Raw genomic sequence first — 20,162 nt, 5'->3', positions numbered from 1 at the left:
GCTGGATTTGATTATTGGGGTCGGGATCGACGTCGCCGAGATCGAGCGGTTCGAGGCGTCGCTTGCGCGTACGCCCGGAATGGCCGAACGGCTCTTCTGCGACCGGGAGTTGCTGCTTCCCAGCGGGGAGCGGCGCGGCGTTGCCTCGCTGGCCGCGCGGTTCGCGGCCAAGGAGGCACTGGCCAAGGCGCTGGGGGCGCCGGCCGGGTTGCGGTGGACCGATGCGGAGGTCTGTGTCGAGGACAGTGGGCAGCCGCGACTGCGGGTCACCGGGACCGTTGCTGCGCGTGCCGCGGAGATGGGTGTGCGGTCGTGGCATGTGTCGCTCAGCCATGATGCCGGGGTTGCGTCGGCGGTTGTGATCGCTGAGGGGTAGGGGCTCAGGGGCTCAGGGGCTCAGGGGCTCAGGGGTATGGGGTCAGGGGTAAGGGCTGAGGGGTAGGGGCTGGGGGCTGCGGCCTCTCGTCGGCTTGGGCTTTGGCTTTTGGCTTCGGCCGGGGGCGAGGTGCTCCTCTGTGCGGGAGACTCGGTTCCATGCGTACCGCCTACAGCGTGGACACCGTACGGACCGCCGAGCGTGCCCTCATGGCGCGGCTTCCCGAAGGCGCCCTGATGCAGCGGGCCGCCGCCGGGCTCGCCGTCGTCTGCGCCGGGCTGCTCGGCAAGGTGTACGGGGCCCGGGTCGTGCTCCTCGTCGGGTCCGGGGACAACGGGGGTGACGCCCTCTACGCCGGCGCCCGGCTCGCCCGTCGTGGCGCCGGGGTTGCCGCCGTGCTCCTGGACTCCGAGCGTGTGCACCGTGCCGGGCTTGCCGCGTTCCTCTCCGCCGGGGGGCGCGTCGCCGACTCCGGTGAGCGTGCTCTTGCCGGCGCCGATCTCGTCGTCGACGGGATCGTGGGCATCGGGGGGCGGGGTGGGCTTCGCGCGGCTGCCTTGCCCGTTGTCCGTGCTGCCTTGGAATCCCGTGCCGTTGTCGTCTCGGTGGATTTGCCCAGTGGCGTCGACGCCGATACCGGGCAGGTCGCCGGGGAGGCCGTCCGCGCCGATGTGACCGTCACCTTCGGTGCGTACAAGCCTGGGCTTCTCGTCGATCCCGGGCGGGAGTACGCCGGTGCCGTTCGGCTCGTCGACATCGGGCTTGAACTGGGGCGTGGCGAGGGGGATCTGGAGGCCCTTCAGCACGGTGACGTGGCCCGGCTGCTGCCTGAACCCACCGGAGAGAGCGACAAGTACCGGCGTGGCGTCGTGGGCATCGTCGCCGGGTCCGCCCGGTATCCCGGTGCCGCCGTGCTTGCCGTCGCCGGGGCTCTACGGGGTGGGGCCGGGGCCGTTCGGTACGTCGGGCCTGCGGCCGGCGCCGTCGTCTCGCGGTTCCCCGAGACCCTGGTGTCCGAAGGCGCTCCCGGGAAGGCGGGGCGGGTGCAGGCGTGGGTGGCCGGGCCCGGACTGGGTGACGACGCCTCCGGGCTCGCGGATGTCCTGGGTGCGGAGGTGCCCGTTCTGATCGACGCCGATGGGCTGCGGCTCGCCGACCCTGAGGCCGTTCGGGGGCGGGCCGCGCCTACGTTGCTCACGCCTCATGCGGGGGAGGCCGCCGCGTTGTTGGGGGTTGCCCGGGAGGAGGTGGAGGCGGAGCGGCTTGCGGCTGTGCGGGAGTTGGCTGACCGGTTCTCCGCCACGGTGCTCTTGAAGGGGTCCACCACCTTGGTTGCCGGGGGGCGGGGGGAGGGTGCGGTGCGTCCGGCTCGGGTCAATTCCACGGGTACCGCCTGGCTGGCCACCGCGGGGAGTGGCGACGTGTTGTCCGGGCTTTGCGGGTCGCTGCTCGCTGCGGGGCTTGGAGCGCTCGATGCCGGGTCTGTGGGGGCCTATCTGCATGGGCTTGCTGCTCGGCGTGTGTCTGGTGGGGCGCCTGTTGTTGCTCAGGATGTGGCTGGGGGGATTGCTGGGGCCTGGGGGGATGTTCGGCGCGGGGTGTAGGGGTTGGGCTTGGGCGTGGGTGTGGGGCTTGGGGTTGGGCTTGGGCGTGGGTGTGGGGGGCTTGGGTTCGGGGCGGTGGGGTTCCGCTTCGCCGTCGTGGGCGCTTCGCCGTCTTTGGGGCGGGGCCGCCCCGGGATGTACGTGCTCGCTGTTCTACGGGCCCGGCCCCTGCTGGTGAAGCGCCGGTAACGGGGTGGAGGTGGCTCCGCGCGCACATCCCGGTGCGTCCCCTCTTGTTGTCGTGCGGCTGCCGGGCCGTGGGGGATTCGTCCTCCCACCTGGTTGGCTGTGCTGCTGCCGGCCTGGCGATTTGGGTTGGTGTGGGTGGTTTGGTGGGTGGTGGTCACGTGGGGGTGTCGGGGGGCTCTGAGACACTGGGCGCACGATGACTGAGAGAGCACCTGCCGTGGGCCGTGCCCGGGCCGAGATCGATCTGGCCGCTCTGCGGGCCAATGTGCGATCCCTGCGCGATCGTGCGCCTGGGGCCGCCTTCATGGCTGTGGTCAAGGCTGATGCCTACGGCCACGGCATGATCCCCTGCGCGCGCGCCGCGCGGGAGGCCGGTGCCACCTGGATCGGTACGGCCACGCCCGAGGAGGCACTCGCGGTGCGTGCCGCGGGGATCGAGGGGCGCGTCATGTGCTGGCTCTGGACGCCCGGCGGGCCCTGGCGCGAGGGCATCGAGGCTGATCTCGACATGTCCGTGAGCGGCATGTGGGCTCTGGATGAGGTTGTTGCTGCGGCTCGGGTGGTGGGGCGTCCCGCTCGTATTCAGTTGAAGGCCGATACGGGGCTCGGACGTAATGGGTGTCTGCCCGGTGACTGGCCCGAGCTTGTGCGTTCTGCCGTTGCCGCGGAGCGCGAGGGGCTTGTTGTCGTTACGGGGCTCTGGTCCCACTTCGCCTGTGCCGATGAGCCGGGGCATCCGTCGATTGCCGCTCAGTTGGATCGTTTTCGCGAGATGGTCTCCTTTGCGGAGGGGGCCGGGGTCCGGCCTGAGGTCCGGCATATTGCCAATTCGCCGGGGACCCTGACTCTGCCTGAGACCCACTTCGATCTGGTGCGGCCCGGCATCGCCATGTACGGGATCTCGCCCAGCCCCGAGATCGGCACGCCGGCGGACTTCGGGCTGCGGCCCGTCATGACCCTGTCCGCCTCGCTCGCCCTGGTGAAGCACGCCCCGGGCGGGCTCGGCGTCAGTTACGGGCATCACTACGTCACCCCGGGCGAGACCACCCTGGGGCTCGTGCCCCTCGGGTACGGGGACGGGATCCCCCGGCATGCCTCTGGGACCGGGCCCGTACTCATCGGGGGCAAGCTGCGTACCGTCGCCGGGCGCGTCGCCATGGACCAGTTCGTCGTCGATCTCGGCGGAGACGAGCTGGCGGCCGGGGACGAGGCCGTGCTGTTCGGGCCCGGCGACCGGGGCGAGCCGACCGCCGAGGACTGGGCGCAGGCCGCCGGCACCATCGCGTACGAGATCGTCACCCGGATCGGGGCGCGTGTTCCGCGCGTCTATGTGGACGACGGAGGAGCGGCACGTGAGTGAGAGCAGCGCCGAGGTCACGGCGGCCGTCGCGAGCTGGCGGCGGGCCGGGCTCGCCGGCGCCGCGATAGGTGTCGTCGCGGCCGGTGCCGCTGCCGGTGTCGCCGTGGAGCGGCTCACCGTCGGCCGCGGCATGCGCAGAAAGGCGCGGCTCGCGCTGGATGCCTCCGGCCCCTACGGGTCCCTGCGCGGCACTCCCGGCAAGGCCTGTGCCGAGGACGGCACCGAGCTCCACTACGAGGTCGAGGAAGTGGAGACCGAGGGCGGTGTCGGCCCTCGCAGGCGTCGTCTTTTCGGCCGTAAGGCCCCCGCGCCGGTCACCGTGGTCTTCTGTCACGGGTACTGCCTCAATCAGGACTCCTGGCATTTCCAGCGCGCCGCCCTGCGGGGCGTGGTGCGCTCCGTCTACTGGGATCAGCGCAGCCATGGGCGGTCCGGGCGCGGGGTCCAGCAGGCCGACGGCGGGCCCGACGTCACCATCGACCAGCTCGGGCGCGATCTGAAGGCCGTCATCGACGCCGCCGCCCCCGAAGGGCCGCTCGTCCTCGTCGGGCACTCCATGGGCGGCATGACCGTGATGGCGTTCGCCGACCAGTTTCCCGAGGTCGTGGCCGAGCGCGTCGTCGGCGTCGCCCTCGTCGGGACCTCCTCCGGCAAGCTCGGCGAGGTCAGCTACGGGCTGCCCGTGGTCGGCGTCAACGCCGTCCGGCGCGTGCTCCCCGGCGTCCTGAAGGCCCTGGGCCAGCGCGCCGACCTCGTGGAGAAGGGGCGCCGTGCGACCGCCGACCTGTTCGCCGGCATCATCAAGCGCTACTCGTTCGCCTCACGTGACGTCGATCCCGCCGTCGCCCGCTTCGCCGAGCGCATGATCGAGAGCACGCCGATCGACGTCGTCGCCGAGTTCTACCCCGCCTTCCAGGAGCACGAGAAGAGCGCGGTCATCGAGCGGTTCGCGCAGCTTCCCGTCCTCGTACTGGCCGGAGACCAGGATCTCGTCACCCCCAGTGAGCACAGCGAGGCCATCGCCGGGCTGCTCCCCGACGCCGAGCTGGTGCTCGTGCCCGACGCCGGGCACCTGGTGATGCTGGAGCACCCCGAGGCCGTCACCGACCGGCTGGCCGACCTCCTCTCGCGCACGGGAGCCGTCCCCGCAGGGGCTACCGTGGGAAGTTATGGAGACACCGCACAGCCCGGCAGCTGACGCCGCCACCGCCTCGATCACCGTCAACTCGCCCACCCATATGGGGGATTTGGGCCGCCGCCTCGCCAAGCTGCTGCGCCCGGGCGACCTCGTCATGCTCACCGGCGAGCTGGGCGCGGGCAAGACCACGCTGACCCGCGGGCTCGGCGAGGGCCTCGGTGTGCGGGGCGCCGTGACCTCTCCGACCTTTGTCATCGCCCGCGTCCACCCGTCCCTCGGCGGCGGGCCCGCCCTGGTGCACGTGGACGCGTACCGGCTCGGCGGCGGGCTCGACGAGATGGAGGACCTCGACCTCGACGTCTCGCTGCCCGACTCCGTGATCGTCGTCGAGTGGGGCGACGGCAAGGTCGAGGACCTCGCCGACGACCGGCTCCATGTGGTGATTCACCGCGCCACGGGGGACACGGACGACGAGGTGCGCTCCGTGACGCTGCGTGGCCTCGGGGCGCGCTGGGCCGGCGCCGGCCTGGAGGCTCTGGCCGCCTGACGCTCGTACCTTCACCCGAACGTTCCGACATGGCGTCGGTAAAATGTTGCGCGGCGTGCGCTCGGCATGGTCACATGGAGACCAGTCCTGGTTAGGTCTACCTAACTTTGCTGCCCCGGAGCCCAGGAGGCATCCATGTCGGCTTCAGAACGTGACGTGCCGCAGCAGCCCCGCGTGGCGCCGGGTCACGGGGACATGTCCGGGATCGCCGCCTCGGGGCTGTCCATGAGCGATCTGCTCGCGTCCTGTGCCGCCGCCTCGGCCGTGTCCACGCCGCCTGCCGTCGAGGACGGGGAGGGGGAGGCCGAAAGCGCGGGTGCCTGTGCCGGTGAGGAGCGTCGCGACGCCGCGTGAGGGTTTTTGTGTCGTGCGTCAGGTGACGGGTTCTACTGGACCACGACGATCTTCTTGCCGATCGTCGCGAACTCCCACATCGCGTCGCCGTCCGCCCGCTTCTCGCGGATGCCGCCCGTCTTCTTGGCCGGGTCCGGCTCCGGCATCGAGCCGTCGACCGCCGCGCTGAAGCCGATCGCGACGCCTTCGACGTTCGCGAAGCGCACCACGTGCTCGATCGGTACGCCGTCGCTCCCGGGGATCGCGCGCGAGCGCGACGTCACCACGTACTTGCCCACGGGCGGGTCCACCGTGCTCGGCGTCACCGTGAAGGTGCGCTGCGCCTTGCCGCCCTCCGTGACCAGCCACACCCGGTCGTCGCCCACGGAGTAGACGACCCGCTCACCGGCGCCTGACCGCGCGGGTACCGCCGTCAGGTCCTTCTTGTCCTTGGGGGAGTGGGAGGCGGCCGCGGAGGGGGTCTTCCCGGCCTTCGGCGGGGCCAGGCTGTCCGGCGCGCTGGCCGAGGCCTGGTAGGTGAGGAAGCCGACCACGGCGAGCGCCGCCGCGGTGAGCCCGGCCACGAATCCCGAGCTGCTCCGTGCCACCTGTGTGCCCACCTCTCGTGCCCGTACGTCTTTGTGGTGACGGTAGCAGCAGGCGTGCGGCGCACCGGGGCGGCCGTGGGCGGGGCGCCGGAGCCGTAGGCTGTTTGCGTGCTCTTGCTCGCGCTGGATACCGCCACCCCCGCCGTCACCGTCGCCCTGCACGACGGCTCGTCCGTCGTCGCCGCATCGAGCCAGGTGGACGCCCGCCGGCACGGGGAGCTGCTGCTGCCCGCCGTCGACCGGGTGCTTGCCGAGGCCGGCGTCAGACTCGACGCCGTCACCGGCATCGTCGTCGGCGTGGGCCCCGGCCCCTACACCGGCCTCCGCGTCGGTCTGATGACCGCCGACACCTTCGGGCTCGCCCTCGGTGTGCCCGTCCACGGTCTGTGCACGCTGGACGGGCTCGCCTACGCCGCCGAGGTCGACGGCCCCTTCGTCGTCGCCACGGACGCGCGGCGCAAGGAGGTCTACTGGGCGCGCTACGAGGACGCGCGCACCCGCGTCACCGAGCCCGCCGTCGACCGCCCCGCCGACATCGCCGAGCAGGTCGCGGGCCTTCCCGCGGTCGGCGCCGGCGCCGTGCTGTACCCGGACACGTTCCCGGACGCGCGCGCCCCCGAGAACGTGTCGGCGGCCGCCCTCGCCGCCCTCGCCGCCGAGAAGCTCGCCGCCGGCGAGGAGCTCCAGGCGCCGCGCCCCCTGTATCTGCGCCGGCCCGACGCGCAGGTGCCCAAGAACTACAAGGTGGTCACTCCGAAGTGAGCGCTGCTCTGCGCGAGATGCGCTGGTGGGACATCGAATCCGTGCACGCGCTCGAGAAGGATCTCTTCCCGGACGACGCGTGGTCCCGCGGCATGTTCTGGTCCGAGCTCGCGCACGCGCGCGGCGCCGGGTCGACCCGCCGCTATGTCGTCGCCCACGACGGCGACCGGCTCGTCGGGTACGCGGGCCTCGCCGCGTCCGGCACGGACTACGAAGGCGGCTCCGGCGTGGGGGCCGACGTGCAGACCATCGCCGTCGTCCGTGACCAGTGGGGCACCGGGCTCGGCGCCCGGCTCCTCACCGCCCTGCTGCGCCACGCGACCGACCTCGAGTGCTCCGAGGTGACGCTCGAGGTGCGGGTCGACAACACCCGGGCGCAGAAGCTCTACCAGCGCTTCGGCTTCGAGCCCATCGGCTTCCGCCGCGGCTACTACCAGCCGGGCAACGTGGACGCGCTCGTGATGCGTCTGACCGACCCCTCGACCTCAGTGACACCCGTACAAGGAACCGAAAATGGCTGACGAACCGCTCGTCCTCGGCATCGAGACCTCCTGCGACGAGACCGGTGTCGGCATCGTCCGCGGCCACACGCTGCTCGCCGACGCGGTCGCCTCCAGCGTCGACGAGCACGCCCGCTTCGGCGGTGTCGTCCCCGAGGTCGCCTCGCGCGCACACCTGGAAGCCATGGTGCCGACCATCGAGCGCGCCCTGAAGGACGCCGGGGTCGCCGCCTCCGACCTGGACGGGATCTCCGTCACCGCGGGCCCGGGGCTCGCGGGCGCGCTCCTCGTGGGCGTCTCGGCGGCCAAGGCGTACGCGTACGCGCTCGGCAAGCCGCTCTACGGCGTGAACCACCTCGCCTCGCACATCTGCGTCGACCAGCTGGAGCACGGGCCGCTGCCCGAGCCCACGATGGCGCTGCTCGTCTCGGGCGGGCACTCGTCGCTGCTGCTCTCCTCCGACATCACGTCCGACGTGCGCCCCCTCGGCGCGACCATCGACGACGCGGCGGGCGAGGCCTTCGACAAGATCGCCCGGGTGCTGAACCTCGGCTTCCCCGGCGGTCCCGTCATCGACCGGTACGCGAAGGAGGGCGACCCCAACGCGATCACCTTCCCGCGCGGGCTCACCGGGCCGCGCGACCCGGCGTACGACTTCTCCTTCTCCGGGCTGAAGACGTCCGTGGCGCGCTGGATCGAGGCGAAGCGGGCCGCCGGTGAGGACGTTCCGGTGCGGGATGTGTCGGCGTCCTTCCAGGAGGCCGTCGTCGACGTGCTGACCCGCAAGGCCGTGCGCGCCTGCAAGGACGAGGGTGTCGACCACCTCATGATCGGCGGCGGTGTGGCCGCCAACTCGCGGCTGCGGGCCCTCGCCCAGGAGCGGTGCGAGGCGGCCGGGATCCAGCTGCGCGTGCCGCGGCCCAAGCTGTGCACGGACAACGGCGCGATGGTCGCGGCCCTCGGCGCCGAGATGGTGGCGCGCAACCGGTCCGCGTCCGCCTGGGACCTGTCGGCCGACTCCTCGCTGCCGGTGACGGAGACGCACGTGCCGGGGCACACGCACGACCACGATCACGTGCACGAGGTCGCGAAGGACAACCTGTACTCATGACCGTCGCGTTGATGTGGGAGGCCCGGGCGGCCGAGGGGCGGGGCGAGGAGCTGCTCGCCTGGGCGCGGGGGCAGGTCCTCGCGGCCGAGCCGCTGCGGCGCGAGTTCTTCCGCGCCCCGCAGGACCGGGTCCTCGTCATCACCTGGTGGGACGCGGCGTACGACGCCGAACTGCCTGAACTGCCGGAACCAGAGGGCGAGTTGGTGACCCGGACGGTGCATCGGTGGCGGTTCGAGGCGGTCGCTCCCGCCTGAGGCGGCATCGTCCGGAGACGTGAGAACCGTCTGAGATTCCCGAATAACGGCGCCCAGCTGGTTTACCGTTGTAATAATTCCGACTTATGTTCGCCCTGTGAAGCGAATACAGAGCCGTCGTGGGCGTTTGGTGAAGACGGCCGGTGTCGTGGCCGGTTGCGTGCTCGTCCTCACCGGGGGCGGGGCCGCGTGGGCGTACTGGCATCTGGACCACAACATCCGGGGCGTCGACATCGACAGCGCGCTCGGCGACGACCGGCCCCTGGAGCCGGCCCCGGCCACGCCGGAGCCCTCGGCGACCGCGCCGCCCGCGGGGGCGCTGAACATCCTCGTCCTCGGCTCCGACTCGCGCAGTGGCAGCAAGAACTCCGCGCTCGGCGGCGGCCACAGCGAGGGCGCCCGCTCCGACACCGCGATGGTGGTGCACCTGGACGCCGACCGTTCGGCGGCGACCGTCGTCAGCATCCCCCGCGACACCCTCGTCGAGCGGCCCGCGTGCCCGACCTCGTCCGGCGGCAGCACACAGGCCGCGTACGGCGTCATGTTCAACAGCGCGTACTCCGTGGGCGGTCCCGTCTGTGCCGTGAAGACGGTCGAGAAGCTCACCGGCGTGCGCATGGACCACTATCTGGAGATCGACTTCTCCGGCTTCGCCTCGGTCGTCGACGCGCTCGGCGGCGTGGACCTCACGACGACCGAGGACATCGACGACGACCTGAGCCACCTCCAGCTCGACGCGGGCTACCACCACCTCGACGGCAAGCAGGCCCTCGCCTTCGCCCGCACCCGCCACGGCGTCGGCGACGGCAGCGACCTCGGCCGCATCAAACTCCAGCAGCAGCTGGTGAAGGCCCTGGTGGAGGAGGTCTCGGGCAGCGATCTCCTGACGGACCCGGCCCACCTCTACAAGGTCGCCGACGCCCTCACAGGGAGCCTCACCACGGACACCGGCCTCGACTCCCTCGGCGAACTCCAGGGCCTGGCGGGCAGCTTGAAGGGGCTGTCGGCGGACGAGGTGAAGACGGTCACGATGCCGGTGCTCCCGGCTCCGTCCGACCCCAACCGTGTCGTCGCCGACGAGCCGGAGGCCGGGAAGCTGTGGGCCTCACTGCGGTGACGCGTCCGCGGGAAGATCACTTCGTGTACGTCAACAGGTAGCGCCAGAAGAGCAGTTGGCGCACCTGGCTGCTGGGGAGGAGCCGGTTGGCTTCCGTGCGGATGTCGGCGAGCGTCATGTCGGGTTGGCGCACAGGGGCCTTGAGGGGTGGCGGTGCGGCGCCGCGCAGCCGGTCGGCCACGTGGACCGCGGAGCGGGCCGCCGCGTTCGCGGGGACGGCCACCAGGTCCCACCGGGTGATGCCCGCGTAGCAGCCGAGGACGAGCAGGACGCCGCCCGGAGCGAGGGCCTCACGCAGCCGGGTCACCGTGGCGAAGGGCATGTGGTGCAGGCTCGCCAGGCACGTGATCACGTCGTAGTGGCCGCGCGGCAGGTCCGTCGTCGTCATGTCAGCACGGCGGTAGCGGGGACCCCCGCCGATCGACTCCGCCGCGGCCACGACCTCCGGCGACGGGTCGAGCGCGTCGACCTCGTAGCCGCGGCCGGCGAGCCGCCGCGCGAAACGGCCGGTGCCGCAGCCGATGTCCAGCGCGGTGCGGCCGCCGATGGGCAGGTGGCGCAGCAAGAGGCGGTGGTAGTGATCGTTGTGGTCGAAAGGCATGGGGCGCGATGGTGGCAGGGGGGCGATAAAGGGCGGGTGAGGGGCGGCCACGGGGAAGCGGGGGGACAGGCGGGCGTCGGGAAGGGTTGGAGAACTGGTGGGAAAACTTCCCTAAGAAATTTCTGCGCGCGTGTCGATCCGCGGGGATCCCGTTCGACGCGTAGACGAGAGCGGGGAGAAGCCCCGACCGCACCGAACGAGGAGTCACCATGCCGCGCTACATGACGCTGGTCCGTATCGACGAGAGCAAGGCCCCCGCCGAGGGCCCCCGCGAGGCCCTGATGCAGCGCATGGGTGAGCTGATCGAGGAGATGACCAAGGCCGGCGTGCTGCTCGACACCGGGGGGCTGCACCCCTCGTCCGAGGGCACCCGGGTGCACTACGAGAACGGCGAGATCACCGTCACCGACGGGCCGTTCACCGAGTCCAAGGAGGTCATCGGCGGCTACGCGATCATCCAGGCCAAGGACCGGGCCGAGATCCTGGAGTGGACCAAGCGGTTCCTGAAGGTCCACGAGGAGCACTGGACGGTCACCTCCGAGATCCGGGAGATCGCCGAGGGCTGAGCCACGCCGGACAGGCCCTTGGCCGCCCCGCGGGCGCGGGTGTCTGATGGTGGGCCGTGACAGCAGAACGTACTGCCGAAGCGGCCCACGCCATCGAGACCGTCTTCCGTCTGGAGGCGCCCCGCATCATCGCCGGTGTCACGCGCATCGTCCGGGACGTGGGCATAGCGGAGGAACTGGCGCAGGACGCGCTCGTCGCCGCCCTGGAGCAGTGGCCGGACGAGGGGATCCCGGACAACCCGGGCGCGTGGCTCATGGCCACCGCCAAGCACCGGGCGATCGACCTCGTGCGCCGCAAGGAGCGGTACGCGCGCAAACTGGCGGAGGTCGGCCGTGACCTGGAGACCGCGCCGCCCCACCTGGACGAGCCCGCGGACCCGGACGACATCGACGACGACCTGCTCCGCCTCGTCTTCACGGCCTGCCACCCGGTGCTGTCCGCCGAGGCCCGGGTCGCGCTCACGCTGCGGCTGCTCGGCGGCCTGACCACCGCCGAGATCGCCCGCGCGGTCCTGGCCCCCGAGGCGACGGTCGCCCAGCGCATCGTGCGCGCGAAACGCACCCTCGCCACGAAGAACGTCGCCTTCGAAGTGCCCTACGGCCCCGAGCGAGCGGCCCGCCTCGGCTCGGTCCTCGAGGTCATCTACCTCATCTTCAACGAGGGGTACGCGGCCACGGCGGGCGACGACTATCTGCGCCCCGGCCTGTGCGAGGACGCGCTGCGGCTCGCCCGGCTGCTGGCAGGCCTGATGCCGAAGGAGCCCGAAGTCCACGGCCTGGCCGCCCTGTTGGAGCTCCAGGCCTCGCGCTCGGCCGCCCGTACGGGCCCGTCGGGCGAGCCGGTTCTCCTCAAGGACCAGGACCGTACGCGCTGGAACCAGCTCCTGATCCGGCGCGGGTTCGCGGCGCTCGGCCGTGCGGACGCGGTGTCCACGGGCGGCGGCCCCGGCCCGTACGCCCTCCAGGCCGCCATCGCCGCCAGCCATGCGTACGCCCACACGTACGCGGAGACGAACTGGGAGGGGATCGCGACCCTGTACGGGCTGCTCGCAGCCCGGGCGCCGTCCCCCGTCGTCGAGCTGAACCGGGCGGTGGCGGTGTCCATGGCCGAGGGCCCCGCGGCCGGCCTCGCCCTGGTCGACGCCCTGGCCGGTGAACCGGCGCTGCGCGACTACCACTTGCTGCCGAGCGTGCGCGGAGACCTGCTCGAGCGGCTCGGGCGGCGCGAGGAGGCGCGGGCCGAGTTCGAGCGGGCCGCTTCGCTGACCCGCAACGAACGGGAGCGGGAGCTGCTGCTGGCGCGGGCGGAGGCGTGCGGTTAGGGCACCTCGTTCTCCGGCGAGGGCGGGGCTGTTGCCGCTCAGGAGTCGGCGTCGCCCCCGTTGGCCGGCCGCGCGGGCGCGCCAAGGAGCATCGTCGGGGCGCCCGCGACGCGGGTCAGGAAGACCGTCACCGCGTTCGGGCCGTGCCGCTTCGGCAGCGCCTTGCGGCGCAGCTCCTCCGGCTCCACCGCCGACCCCCGTTTCTTCACCGTCAGGATCCCGACCTCGCGCTCCCGCAGCAGCGCCTTCAACTTCTTCACGTTGAAGGGGAGCCGGTCCGTGATCTCGTACGCGGTGGCGTACGGCGTCGCGCGCAGCGTGTCGGACGTGACGTAGGCGATCGTCTCGTCGATCAGCCCGCCCCCGACCTCCTCGGCCACGTCGGCGACCAGGTGGGCGCGGATGACGGCGCCGTCGGGCTCGTACAAGTACCGTCCCACGGACCGCACTTCGGGGTCGGGGAGGCCGCGGCCGGTGAGTGCGCGCGGCCCGGGGAGCAGCGTCGCCCGCATGCGGCCCGGCTCGGTGCCGAACCAGAGCACGGCCTCCTTCACGTCCCCGCCGTCCGAGATCCACTCGGCGTCGGCCGCGTCGGGGATCGCTTCGTGGGGGATGCCGGGCGCGATCTTCAGGGCCGCGTGCCGGGCCCCGAGCGCCGCGCCGACCGCCCAGGACAGGGGCGGGGAGTACGCCTCCGGGTCGAAGATCCGGCCGCCCCCCTTGCCGCCGCCCCGGCGCGCGGGGTCGACGAACACCGCGTCGTACGGCTCCGTGTCGACCTCGGTGACATCGGCCTCGCGGACCTCGATCAGCCCGTCGAGGCCCAGCGCCTGAGCGTTCGCGCGGGCGACCTCGCAGGTCAGGGGGTCGCGGTCGACGGCGAGTACGGAGATCCCGGCGCGGGCCAGCGCGATCGCGTCGCCGCCGATGCCGCAGCACAGATCGGCGACGGAGTGCACCCCGAGCGCCTTGAACTCCTGCGCGCGATGGGTGGCGACGCTCGTGCGGGTCGCCTGCTCGACGCCGTTCGCCGTGAAGTACATGCGGCGCGCGTCCGCCTCGCCGAACTTCGCCGCGGCGCGCTGCCGCAGCCGGGCCTGCGCGATGGCCGCCGAGACGAGGTCCGCCGGGTGGTCGCGGCGCAGCCGGGTGGCGACGGCGAGCTCCTGGCCGGGGGTGATGTCCCGTACGTCGTCGAGGAGCGCCTGGCCCTCCGTGGAGAGCAGCGAGCTGAAGGAGGCGAGGTCGTTCACCAGGCCCATTGTGGGCCAGTCGGTGGACGGTGCGCGCCCGGCCGCGGTGTCGGGCCCTGATCAGTGTTGTGAGCTGCGAGGATCCGGCGCCATGCGACTTGTACGACAAAACGACAAAAGAGCCGTTAAGGGGACGCCGGGCCGGAGGGCCCGTCACGCCCGTACGCGGGCCGGTCTCGCCGTTCTCGCCGCCTGTGCGGTCGCTTCCGGGTGCGCCGCGGCCGACGGCAGGAAGGCCGTCGAGCCGGCGCCCGGCCAGGGGCCGCCCGCCCGCGGCCTCGACTCCTATGCGGGCAAGATGCCTGCCGCCCAGGCCGCCCGGGTCGCGATGGCCAAGAAGTGGCGCCTGTCGGAGCCGCCGCTCCTCGCGCCGCCCGCGCCCGCCGAGAAGCCCGTGATCAGGGCCCGTAAGGGCTTCGAGGTCGACGGCCAGGAGGATCTGCCGCCCGTCTTCACGACCGTGCCGACCAAGGACAAGGTCGTGTTCCTCACCATCGACGACGGCTCCGAGAAGGACCCGGAGTTCCTGAAGATGATGAGCGACCTGAAGATCCCTTACACCGCCTTCCTCAGCAACTACCTGGTGAAGGACGACTACGGCTACTTCGGGAAGATGCAGTCCCGCGGCGTCTCGCTGAACAACCACACGCTGACGCACCCGTATCTGCCCGGCCTGTCCTACGAGGGGCAGCTGCGCGAGATCTGCGGCATGCAGAACATCATGCAGGAGCAGTACGGGAAGCGGCCCGTCCTCTTCCGCCCGCCGTACGGCAACTACAACCGGGACACGCTGCGCGCCGCCAAGTCCTGCGGCATCAAGTACGCGCCGATCTGGAACGAAGAGGTGTACGTCGACCACGTCGAGTGGCGCGAGGTGGACCAGGACCTGCACCCGGGCGACATCATCCTGACCCACTTCCGGGGCCGCGAGGAGTGGAAGGGCACCATGCCCGACATGGTCCGCCTGCTCATGAAGTACGTGACCGACAAGGGGTACGCCGTGGCCAGGCTGGAGGACTACCTGTGATGTCCGTGCGGGCGCGCCGGGCCCCCGCGCGCACCGGGCCCCGGCGGCTGCTCGCCGCCGCCCTGGCCGCCGGTGTCCTCGCACCCGCGCTGCTCGCCGGGTGCGCCCAGTCCGTGGACCCGATCGAGCGGCTCAGCAGGAAGGCGGCCGAGAAGGTCCGCCATTCGCACGACGCGGCACCTACGGCCACGCCGGCCGTGGGCCTGGGGAGTGGGTCGTGGGGTGGGCTCGGGGCAGGGAAGACGGGGGCGGGAGGCGGGCCGGTGCGCGTCGCGCCTCTTCACACCCCCGCGCGTCACGGCGCAACTCCGCGTGGCGGCCGCGCCCCGGACGCCTACCGTCGCTGGGGACTCTCCGCGCCGCTCGCCCCGGCGCCGAGACCCCCGGCACGCCACGCGGCCGGGGCGGGACCGGGACCGCACGCGCTCCCGCGCGTCGTGGACCACGTCCGCACCAAGGACCACGTCGTCTTCCTGACCTTCGACGACGGCGTGGACCGCGACCCTCACTTCGCCGACATGGTCCGCGACCTGCGGCTGCCCGTCAGCGTCTTCCTCACGGACGGCGTCGCGGGCCCCGGCCACGACCACCTCGGCAGGCTGCGGACCCTCGGCGCGGGCGTGCAGAACCAGACCCTGAACCACCACGTCCTGCCCTCGCTCCCGTACGCCGAACAGCACGCCGAGATCTGCGGCCAGCAGGACCGGCTGAAGAACCGCTTCGGCACCCGCCCCCGCCTCCTCCGCCCGCCCTTCGGCGAGTACGACCAGAACACTCTGCGCGCCGCTGCCACCTGCGGGGTCGACGTCGTGGTCCTGTGGCGCGCCTCGGTGCGGAGCGACGACCTGCGTTACGCGGACGGGGGCCGGCTGCGTCCCGGCGACATCGTCCGGGCCCAGTTCCGTGACGGCGACGGCCCGCACGGGACGACGCTCACCGGGACGACGACGCGGCTGCTGCGCCGTATCCAGGCCCAGGGGTTCACGGTGGGGAGGCTCGAGGACTACCTGTGACGGACGGGCCGGAGGGGCCGTGCGGAAGACTCGCCATCAGTGAATTGGCACTCCGCTTGACCGAGTGCTAATCGCAGTCATAGTCTCGGCCCTGGCACTCCCCACTGGAGAGTGCCAATAGCGACGGGCAGGTCCGGCACCCGCGACGACGGATCCACCTGGTCGCCACCTCAGACAGTTAACCCCGTGATCTCCGAAGGGGGAGGTCGGATCGTGACGACCACCAGCTCCAAGGTTGCCATCAAGCCGCTCGAGGACCGCATTGTGGTCCAGCCGCTCGACGCCGAGCAGACCACCGCCTCTGGCCTGGTCATCCCGGACACCGCGAAGGAGAAGCCCCAGGAGGGCGTCGTCCTGGCCGTGGGCCCGGGCCGCTTCGAGAACGGCGAGCGTCTGCCGCTCGACGTGAAGACCGGCGACATCGTGCTGTACAGCAAGTACGGCGGCACCGAGGTGAAGTACAACGGCGAGGAGTACCTCGTCCTCTCGGCTCGCGACGTGCTCGCGATCGTCGAGAAGTAATTCACCCACTGTTTTAGTTCTGCGCCCCTGGCTCCCCGCTACTCAGCTGCGACTTTTCTCAGCATGCCGGGCGTCGGGGGCGCAGTTCGTTCGAGAGGACTAACAGCACCATGCCGAAGATCCTGAAGTTCGACGAGGACGCCCGTCGCGCCCTCGAGCGCGGTGTCAACAAGCTTGCCGACACGGTCAAGGTGACGATCGGCCCCAAGGGCCGCAACGTCGTCATCGACAAGAAGTTCGGCGCTCCCACCATCACCAACGACGGTGTCACGATCGCCCGCGAGGTCGAGATCGACGACCCGTACGAGAACCTCGGCGCCCAGCTGGTGAAGGAGGTGGCGACCAAGACCAACGACATCGCGGGTGACGGCACCACCACCGCCACCGTGCTCGCCCAGGCCCTGGTCAAGGAAGGCCTGCGCAACGTCGCCGCCGGCGCCTCCCCGGCCGCCCTGAAGAAGGGCATCGACGCCGCGGTCAAGGCCGTGTCCGAGGAGCTCCTCGCGACCGCCCGCCCGATCGAGGACAAGGCCGACATCGCGGCCGTCGCCGGTCTGTCGGCCCAGGACTCGCAGGTCGGCGAGCTCATCGCCGAGGCGATGGACAAGGTCGGCAAGGACGGTGTCATCACCGTCGAGGAGTCCAACACCTTCGGTCTGGAGCTGGACTTCACCGAGGGCATGGCGTTCGACAAGGGCTACCTGTCTCCGTACTTCGTGACGGACCAGGAGCGCATGGAGGCCGTGCTCGAGGACCCGTACATCCTGATCAACCAGGGCAAGATCTCGTCCATCCAGGACATGCTGCCGCTGCTTGAGAAGGTCATCCAGGCCGGTGGCTCCAGGCCGCTCCTGATCATCGCCGAGGACGTCGAGGGCGAGGCCCTGTCGACCCTGGTCGTGAACAAGATCCGCGGCACGTTCAACGCCGTCGCCGTCAAGGCGCCCGGCTTCGGTGACCGCCGCAAGGCGATGCTCGGCGACATGGCCACCCTCACCGGTGCCACCGTCATCGCCGAAGAGGTCGGCCTCAAGCTCGACCAGGCCGGTCTCGACGTGCTCGGTTCCGCCCGTCGCGTGACCATCACCAAGGACGACACCACGATCGTCGACGGTGGCGGCAACTCCGACGAGGTCGCGGGCCGCGTCAACCAGATCAAGGCCGAGATCGAGAACACGGACTCCGACTGGGACCGCGAGAAGCTCCAGGAGCGCCTCGCGAAGCTGGCCGGCGGCGTGTGCGTGATCAAGGTCGGCGCCGCCACCGAGGTGGAGCTGAAGGAGAAGAAGCACCGTCTGGAGGACGCCATCTCCGCGACCCGCGCCGCGGTCGAGGAGGGCATCGTCTCCGGTGGTGGCTCCGCTCTGGTGCACGCCGTCAAGATCCTCGAGGGCAACCTCGGCAAGACCGGCGACGAGGCCACCGGCGTCTCCGTCGTGCGCCGCGCCGCCGTCGAGCCGCTGCGCTGGATCGCCGAGAACGCCGGCCTCGAGGGCTACGTCATCACCTCGAAGGTCGCCGAGCTCGACAAGGGCCAGGGCTTCAACGCCGCGACCGGCGAGTACGGCGACCTGGTCAAGGCCGGCGTCATCGACCCGGTCAAGGTCACCCGCTCCGCCCTGGAGAACGCCGCGTCCATCGCGTCGCTGCTCCTCACGACCGAGACCCTGGTCGTCGAGAAGCCGGCGGACGAGGAGCCCGAGGCCGGCGGCCACGGGCACGGCCACTCCCACTAGTGCACTGAGCAACTAGTGCGGCGCCGGTCGCGCCGGCGTCTGTTCGTACGAGGCCCGGTTCCGCGTTCTTCGCGGGGCCGGGCCTCGGCGTGTGCGGCGCCGGGTCCGGGCCCGAGCGGTCAGGACTCGAGCGGTCAGGACTCGAGCTGATCGAGCGCACCGAGCTGGGCCATCAGCCCCAGCCGGTCGTTCTGCCACCAGCCCTCGACGATCTTCCCGTCCTCCCGGAACCGGAAGATGGTCGCGCCGGTCATCGTGACCTGCTTGCCCGTCGCCGGAATCCCCATGAAGTCGCCGTTGTGGTCGCCCTTGAAGGTCCACCGCGTGCACACGCGGTCGCCTTCGGTGATCTGGTCGTCGATGGTGAAGTCGATGTCGAACCCGCCGCGGTACATCTCGATCTCGCGCCGCATCGCGTCGAGACCGATGGTGTCCGTCACGTTGCCGGGGTCGTGGTCGTGGTAGTCCTCCGCGAGCAGGTCGTTGAGCGGCGGCAGTTCACCCTCGGTGGCGACCGTCTCGAAGAACCGGCGCGCGTTGCCCGCGTACAACTGCTCGTCCCGCACCACCTCGAGGTCGGTGAAGGTGGGCATCTCGTCGCAGAGGGCGACCATCTCCCGGAAGATCGTGTCGGTCTCCGGAAGGTTCGAGTTCCGCATCGCCTCCTCGTACGACGGGAACTCCACGATCTCGATGAAGTGCGACGCGTCGGACCGGTCCTTGCCGACGACGCTGTGCGTCGCGGTCCGCTTCCCCTTGGTCCGCTCCGCCCATGTGTCCATGAGCTGGTTCATCTCGTCGAATCGGCTGGTCTTGCAGTCGATCAGTTGCACGAACGTCATGACGCCACCTTCCGGCCCCCCTGCGTAAGGTCCGGACAGCTCTATCCTCCCACCGCCGTGTAACGACCCGGCGGGACCGGGACCGGGACCGGTGGAGGCGGGGCCGGGCTCTGGCGGGGCCGGTCTCTGGCAGGACCGGTCTCTGGCAGGGCCGGGCTCTCGCGGAACCGAGGCCCCGCCGGACCCGGACCCGGACCCGGCCCCAGGCTCGCCGTGCCTTACTGCGGCCCGTACTTGCGCCCCGTCTTCGCCGTGACGCCGCCGAGCAGCCCGCGAGGCGCCAGTTTCACGACGCCCATCAGCGTCTTGTACCGCGGATCCGGGATCGACAGCGACTTGCCGCGCGCCAGATCGGCAAGCGCCGCCGCCACCAGCTTGTCGGCGTCGAGCCACATCCACTTGGGGATGTTGTCGGTGCCCATGTCGGCCCGCTCGTGGAACTCCGTACGGACGAAGCCCGGGCAGAGCGCCATCAGCCGCACACCGCTGCCGGCCAGGTCCCGCGCCGCGCCCTGCGTGAACTGCACGACCCACGCCTTCGACGCGCCGTACGTCCCGCGCGGCACGAACGCCGCCACCGACGCCACGTTCACCACGCCGCCCCTGCCGCGCTCACGCATCGGCGCCACCGCGGCGGACGTGAGCCGCAGGACCGCCTCGCAGTGGACCTTCAGCATGGTCAACTCGTCGGCGAGCGGGACCTCCAGGTAATGGCCCTTGTTGCCGAAGCCCGCGTTGTTGATCAGCAGGTCCACCGGACGCTTGCGGTCGGTCAGCCGTGCCTCGACCGCGCCGATGCCCTCGTCGGTGGCGAGGTCCGCCGTGAGCACCTCGGCCTCGATGCCGTGCCGGTCGTGGAGCTCGGTGGCCTGCTCCCGCAGCCGCTTGGTGTCACGCGCCACCAGGACGAGGTCGTGGCCGTCCGCGGCGAGCCGGCGCGCGAACGCGGCACCGATCCCCGAGGTGGATCCCGTAATCAGAGCGGTAGTCATGGGGCAAGGCTAGTGACCGCCGTGGGCATGGCCACGCTCGGGAGTCCCCGCGCGTGGTCCCTTGTCCACGACCACGAACTGCCCCGTCACACCGCTGCCCTCGTGGGAGAGCGGACGGCAGCGGACATGTACGGAGTGTCGGGAAGGGACACCCACGCACCGTCCCTTCGCTTTCCGGTACCTCCAACTTGCCTATATGTACAGGCAGTTCGGGTCGCTTCGGGGGTCGTCCCCGATGTGGTGAGGGTGGGTCGGGCGGGAAGCTCGACGGATCTCCCGCTTCAAGAGCGTTCTCCTTGTGGCCGGTTCGGTCGTCACCGTCGTGGCGCTCGCGACCAGAGCCGCTTCCGCCGCGCGGGCCAGTTCCGCAACCGCCGCGCGTACCAAGG

Annotated in this window: 22 protein-coding genes; 17 read left to right on the top strand and 5 right to left on the bottom strand. The window is 71.3% G+C overall.

Annotated elements, in window-relative coordinates; all coding sequences use genetic code 11:
• Positions 1–7: 7 nt before the first annotated feature.
• The 6 genes from OHA58_RS13995 to OHA58_RS13970 all read left to right on the top strand — a co-directional run bounded on the left by OHA58_RS13995 (position 8) and on the right by OHA58_RS13970 (position 5,568).
• The gene (locus OHA58_RS13995) at positions 8–376 is read left to right on the top strand and encodes a holo-ACP synthase (RefSeq protein WP_326711607.1); all 369 of its coding nucleotides are present in this window, start codon (positions 8–10) and stop codon (positions 374–376) included.
• A gap of 158 nt (positions 377–534) precedes the next feature.
• Entirely contained in the window at positions 535–1,980 is a 1,446-nt protein-coding gene (locus OHA58_RS13990) for an NAD(P)H-hydrate dehydratase (RefSeq protein WP_405479004.1), read from the top strand.
• Positions 1,981–2,365: 385 nt separating this feature from the next.
• Entirely contained in the window at positions 2,366–3,529 is a 1,164-nt protein-coding gene (alr, locus tag OHA58_RS13985) for an alanine racemase (protein ID WP_405479003.1), read from the top strand.
• Entirely contained in the window at positions 3,522–4,727 is a 1,206-nt protein-coding gene (locus OHA58_RS13980; RefSeq protein ID WP_405479002.1) for an alpha/beta fold hydrolase, read from the top strand. Before alr ends, OHA58_RS13980 begins: the two co-directional genes overlap by 8 nt.
• Positions 4,699–5,214, top strand: coding sequence for a tRNA (adenosine(37)-N6)-threonylcarbamoyltransferase complex ATPase subunit type 1 TsaE (tsaE, locus tag OHA58_RS13975; protein ID WP_405479001.1), 516 nt, complete (start codon positions 4,699–4,701; stop codon positions 5,212–5,214). The genes OHA58_RS13980 and tsaE overlap by 29 nt, the downstream gene beginning before the upstream one ends.
• 135 nt (positions 5,215–5,349) lie before the next feature.
• The gene (locus tag OHA58_RS13970) at positions 5,350–5,568 is read left to right on the top strand and encodes a hypothetical protein (protein WP_405479000.1); all 219 of its coding nucleotides are present in this window, start codon (positions 5,350–5,352) and stop codon (positions 5,566–5,568) included.
• Positions 5,569–5,600: 32 nt separating this feature from the next.
• Here OHA58_RS13970 and OHA58_RS13965 read toward each other — a convergent pair whose 3' ends face one another.
• A complete protein-coding gene (locus tag OHA58_RS13965) occupies positions 5,601–6,155 on the bottom strand; it encodes a hypothetical protein (protein ID WP_405478999.1) in 555 nt (184 codons plus the stop codon).
• Between the two features lie 108 nt (positions 6,156–6,263).
• Between OHA58_RS13965 and tsaB the strand changes: the two genes are divergently transcribed.
• From tsaB to OHA58_RS13940, 5 genes are all read left to right on the top strand, one after another.
• On the top strand, positions 6,264–6,917 hold the full coding sequence (gene tsaB / locus OHA58_RS13960) for a tRNA (adenosine(37)-N6)-threonylcarbamoyltransferase complex dimerization subunit type 1 TsaB (protein ID WP_405478998.1): 654 nt from the start codon (positions 6,264–6,266) through the stop codon (positions 6,915–6,917).
• Positions 6,918–6,934: 17 nt separating this feature from the next.
• Entirely contained in the window at positions 6,935–7,438 is a 504-nt protein-coding gene (gene rimI, locus OHA58_RS13955; protein WP_405484966.1) for a ribosomal protein S18-alanine N-acetyltransferase, read from the top strand.
• Complete coding sequence (gene tsaD, locus OHA58_RS13950; protein WP_405478997.1) at positions 7,431–8,528, top strand: tRNA (adenosine(37)-N6)-threonylcarbamoyltransferase complex transferase subunit TsaD; 1,098 nt, start codon at positions 7,431–7,433, stop codon at positions 8,526–8,528. The genes rimI and tsaD overlap by 8 nt, the downstream gene beginning before the upstream one ends.
• Positions 8,525–8,782, top strand: coding sequence for a hypothetical protein (locus OHA58_RS13945; RefSeq protein WP_266673399.1), 258 nt, complete (start codon positions 8,525–8,527; stop codon positions 8,780–8,782). Before tsaD ends, OHA58_RS13945 begins: the two co-directional genes overlap by 4 nt.
• Positions 8,783–8,912: 130 nt before the next feature.
• The gene (locus tag OHA58_RS13940) at positions 8,913–9,899 is read left to right on the top strand and encodes an LCP family protein (RefSeq protein ID WP_405484964.1); all 987 of its coding nucleotides are present in this window, start codon (positions 8,913–8,915) and stop codon (positions 9,897–9,899) included.
• Between the two features lie 16 nt (positions 9,900–9,915).
• On the opposite strand, the gene OHA58_RS13935 is transcribed toward OHA58_RS13940, so the two are convergent.
• Positions 9,916–10,500 carry a class I SAM-dependent methyltransferase gene (locus OHA58_RS13935; protein ID WP_405478996.1) on the bottom strand — a complete coding sequence of 195 codons (585 nt, stop codon included), beginning with the start codon at positions 10,498–10,500 and terminating at the stop codon, positions 9,916–9,918.
• Positions 10,501–10,709: 209 nt separating this feature from the next.
• On the opposite strand from OHA58_RS13935, the gene OHA58_RS13930 reads away from it, so the two are divergent.
• Both OHA58_RS13930 and OHA58_RS13925 read left to right on the top strand, forming a co-directional pair.
• On the top strand, positions 10,710–11,066 hold the full coding sequence (locus OHA58_RS13930) for a YciI family protein (protein ID WP_405478995.1): 357 nt from the start codon (positions 10,710–10,712) through the stop codon (positions 11,064–11,066).
• Between the two features lie 56 nt (positions 11,067–11,122).
• Positions 11,123–12,388, top strand: a complete 1,266-nt coding sequence (locus OHA58_RS13925; RefSeq protein WP_405478994.1) for an RNA polymerase sigma factor — start codon at positions 11,123–11,125, stop codon at positions 12,386–12,388.
• Between the two features lie 38 nt (positions 12,389–12,426).
• Here the strand turns inward: OHA58_RS13925 and OHA58_RS13920 are convergent, their stop codons facing one another.
• On the bottom strand, positions 12,427–13,650 hold the full coding sequence (locus OHA58_RS13920; RefSeq protein WP_405478993.1) for a THUMP-like domain-containing protein: 1,224 nt from the start codon (positions 13,648–13,650) through the stop codon (positions 12,427–12,429).
• A gap of 82 nt (positions 13,651–13,732) precedes the next feature.
• Between OHA58_RS13920 and OHA58_RS13915 the strand changes: the two genes are divergently transcribed.
• From OHA58_RS13915 to groL, 4 genes are all read left to right on the top strand, one after another.
• On the top strand, positions 13,733–14,668 hold the full coding sequence (locus tag OHA58_RS13915) for a polysaccharide deacetylase family protein (protein ID WP_405478992.1): 936 nt from the start codon (positions 13,733–13,735) through the stop codon (positions 14,666–14,668).
• A complete protein-coding gene (locus OHA58_RS13910; protein ID WP_405478991.1) occupies positions 14,668–15,681 on the top strand; it encodes a polysaccharide deacetylase family protein in 1,014 nt (337 codons plus the stop codon). Before OHA58_RS13915 ends, OHA58_RS13910 begins: the two co-directional genes overlap by 1 nt.
• Before the next feature lie 213 nt (positions 15,682–15,894).
• A complete protein-coding gene (gene groES / locus OHA58_RS13905; protein WP_017239619.1) occupies positions 15,895–16,203 on the top strand; it encodes a co-chaperone GroES in 309 nt (102 codons plus the stop codon).
• 110 nt (positions 16,204–16,313) lie between these two features.
• Entirely contained in the window at positions 16,314–17,939 is a 1,626-nt protein-coding gene (gene groL / locus OHA58_RS13900) for a chaperonin GroEL (RefSeq protein WP_405478990.1), read from the top strand.
• Between the two features lie 134 nt (positions 17,940–18,073).
• On the opposite strand, the gene OHA58_RS13895 is transcribed toward groL, so the two are convergent.
• Together OHA58_RS13895 and OHA58_RS13890 are read right to left on the bottom strand one after the other, a co-directional pair.
• Positions 18,074–18,781, bottom strand: a complete 708-nt coding sequence (locus tag OHA58_RS13895; RefSeq protein ID WP_405478989.1) for an ester cyclase — start codon at positions 18,779–18,781, stop codon at positions 18,074–18,076.
• A gap of 218 nt (positions 18,782–18,999) precedes the next feature.
• A complete protein-coding gene (locus OHA58_RS13890) occupies positions 19,000–19,773 on the bottom strand; it encodes an SDR family NAD(P)-dependent oxidoreductase (RefSeq protein ID WP_405478988.1) in 774 nt (257 codons plus the stop codon).
• Positions 19,774–20,162: the final 389 nt, after the last annotated feature.

This window comes from Streptomyces sp. NBC_00009 (assembly GCF_045040855.1).
GTDB classification, from domain to species: domain Bacteria; phylum Actinomycetota; class Actinomycetes; order Streptomycetales; family Streptomycetaceae; genus Streptomyces; species Streptomyces aureus.
This window is presented reverse-complemented; position numbering and strand designations above follow the sequence as displayed.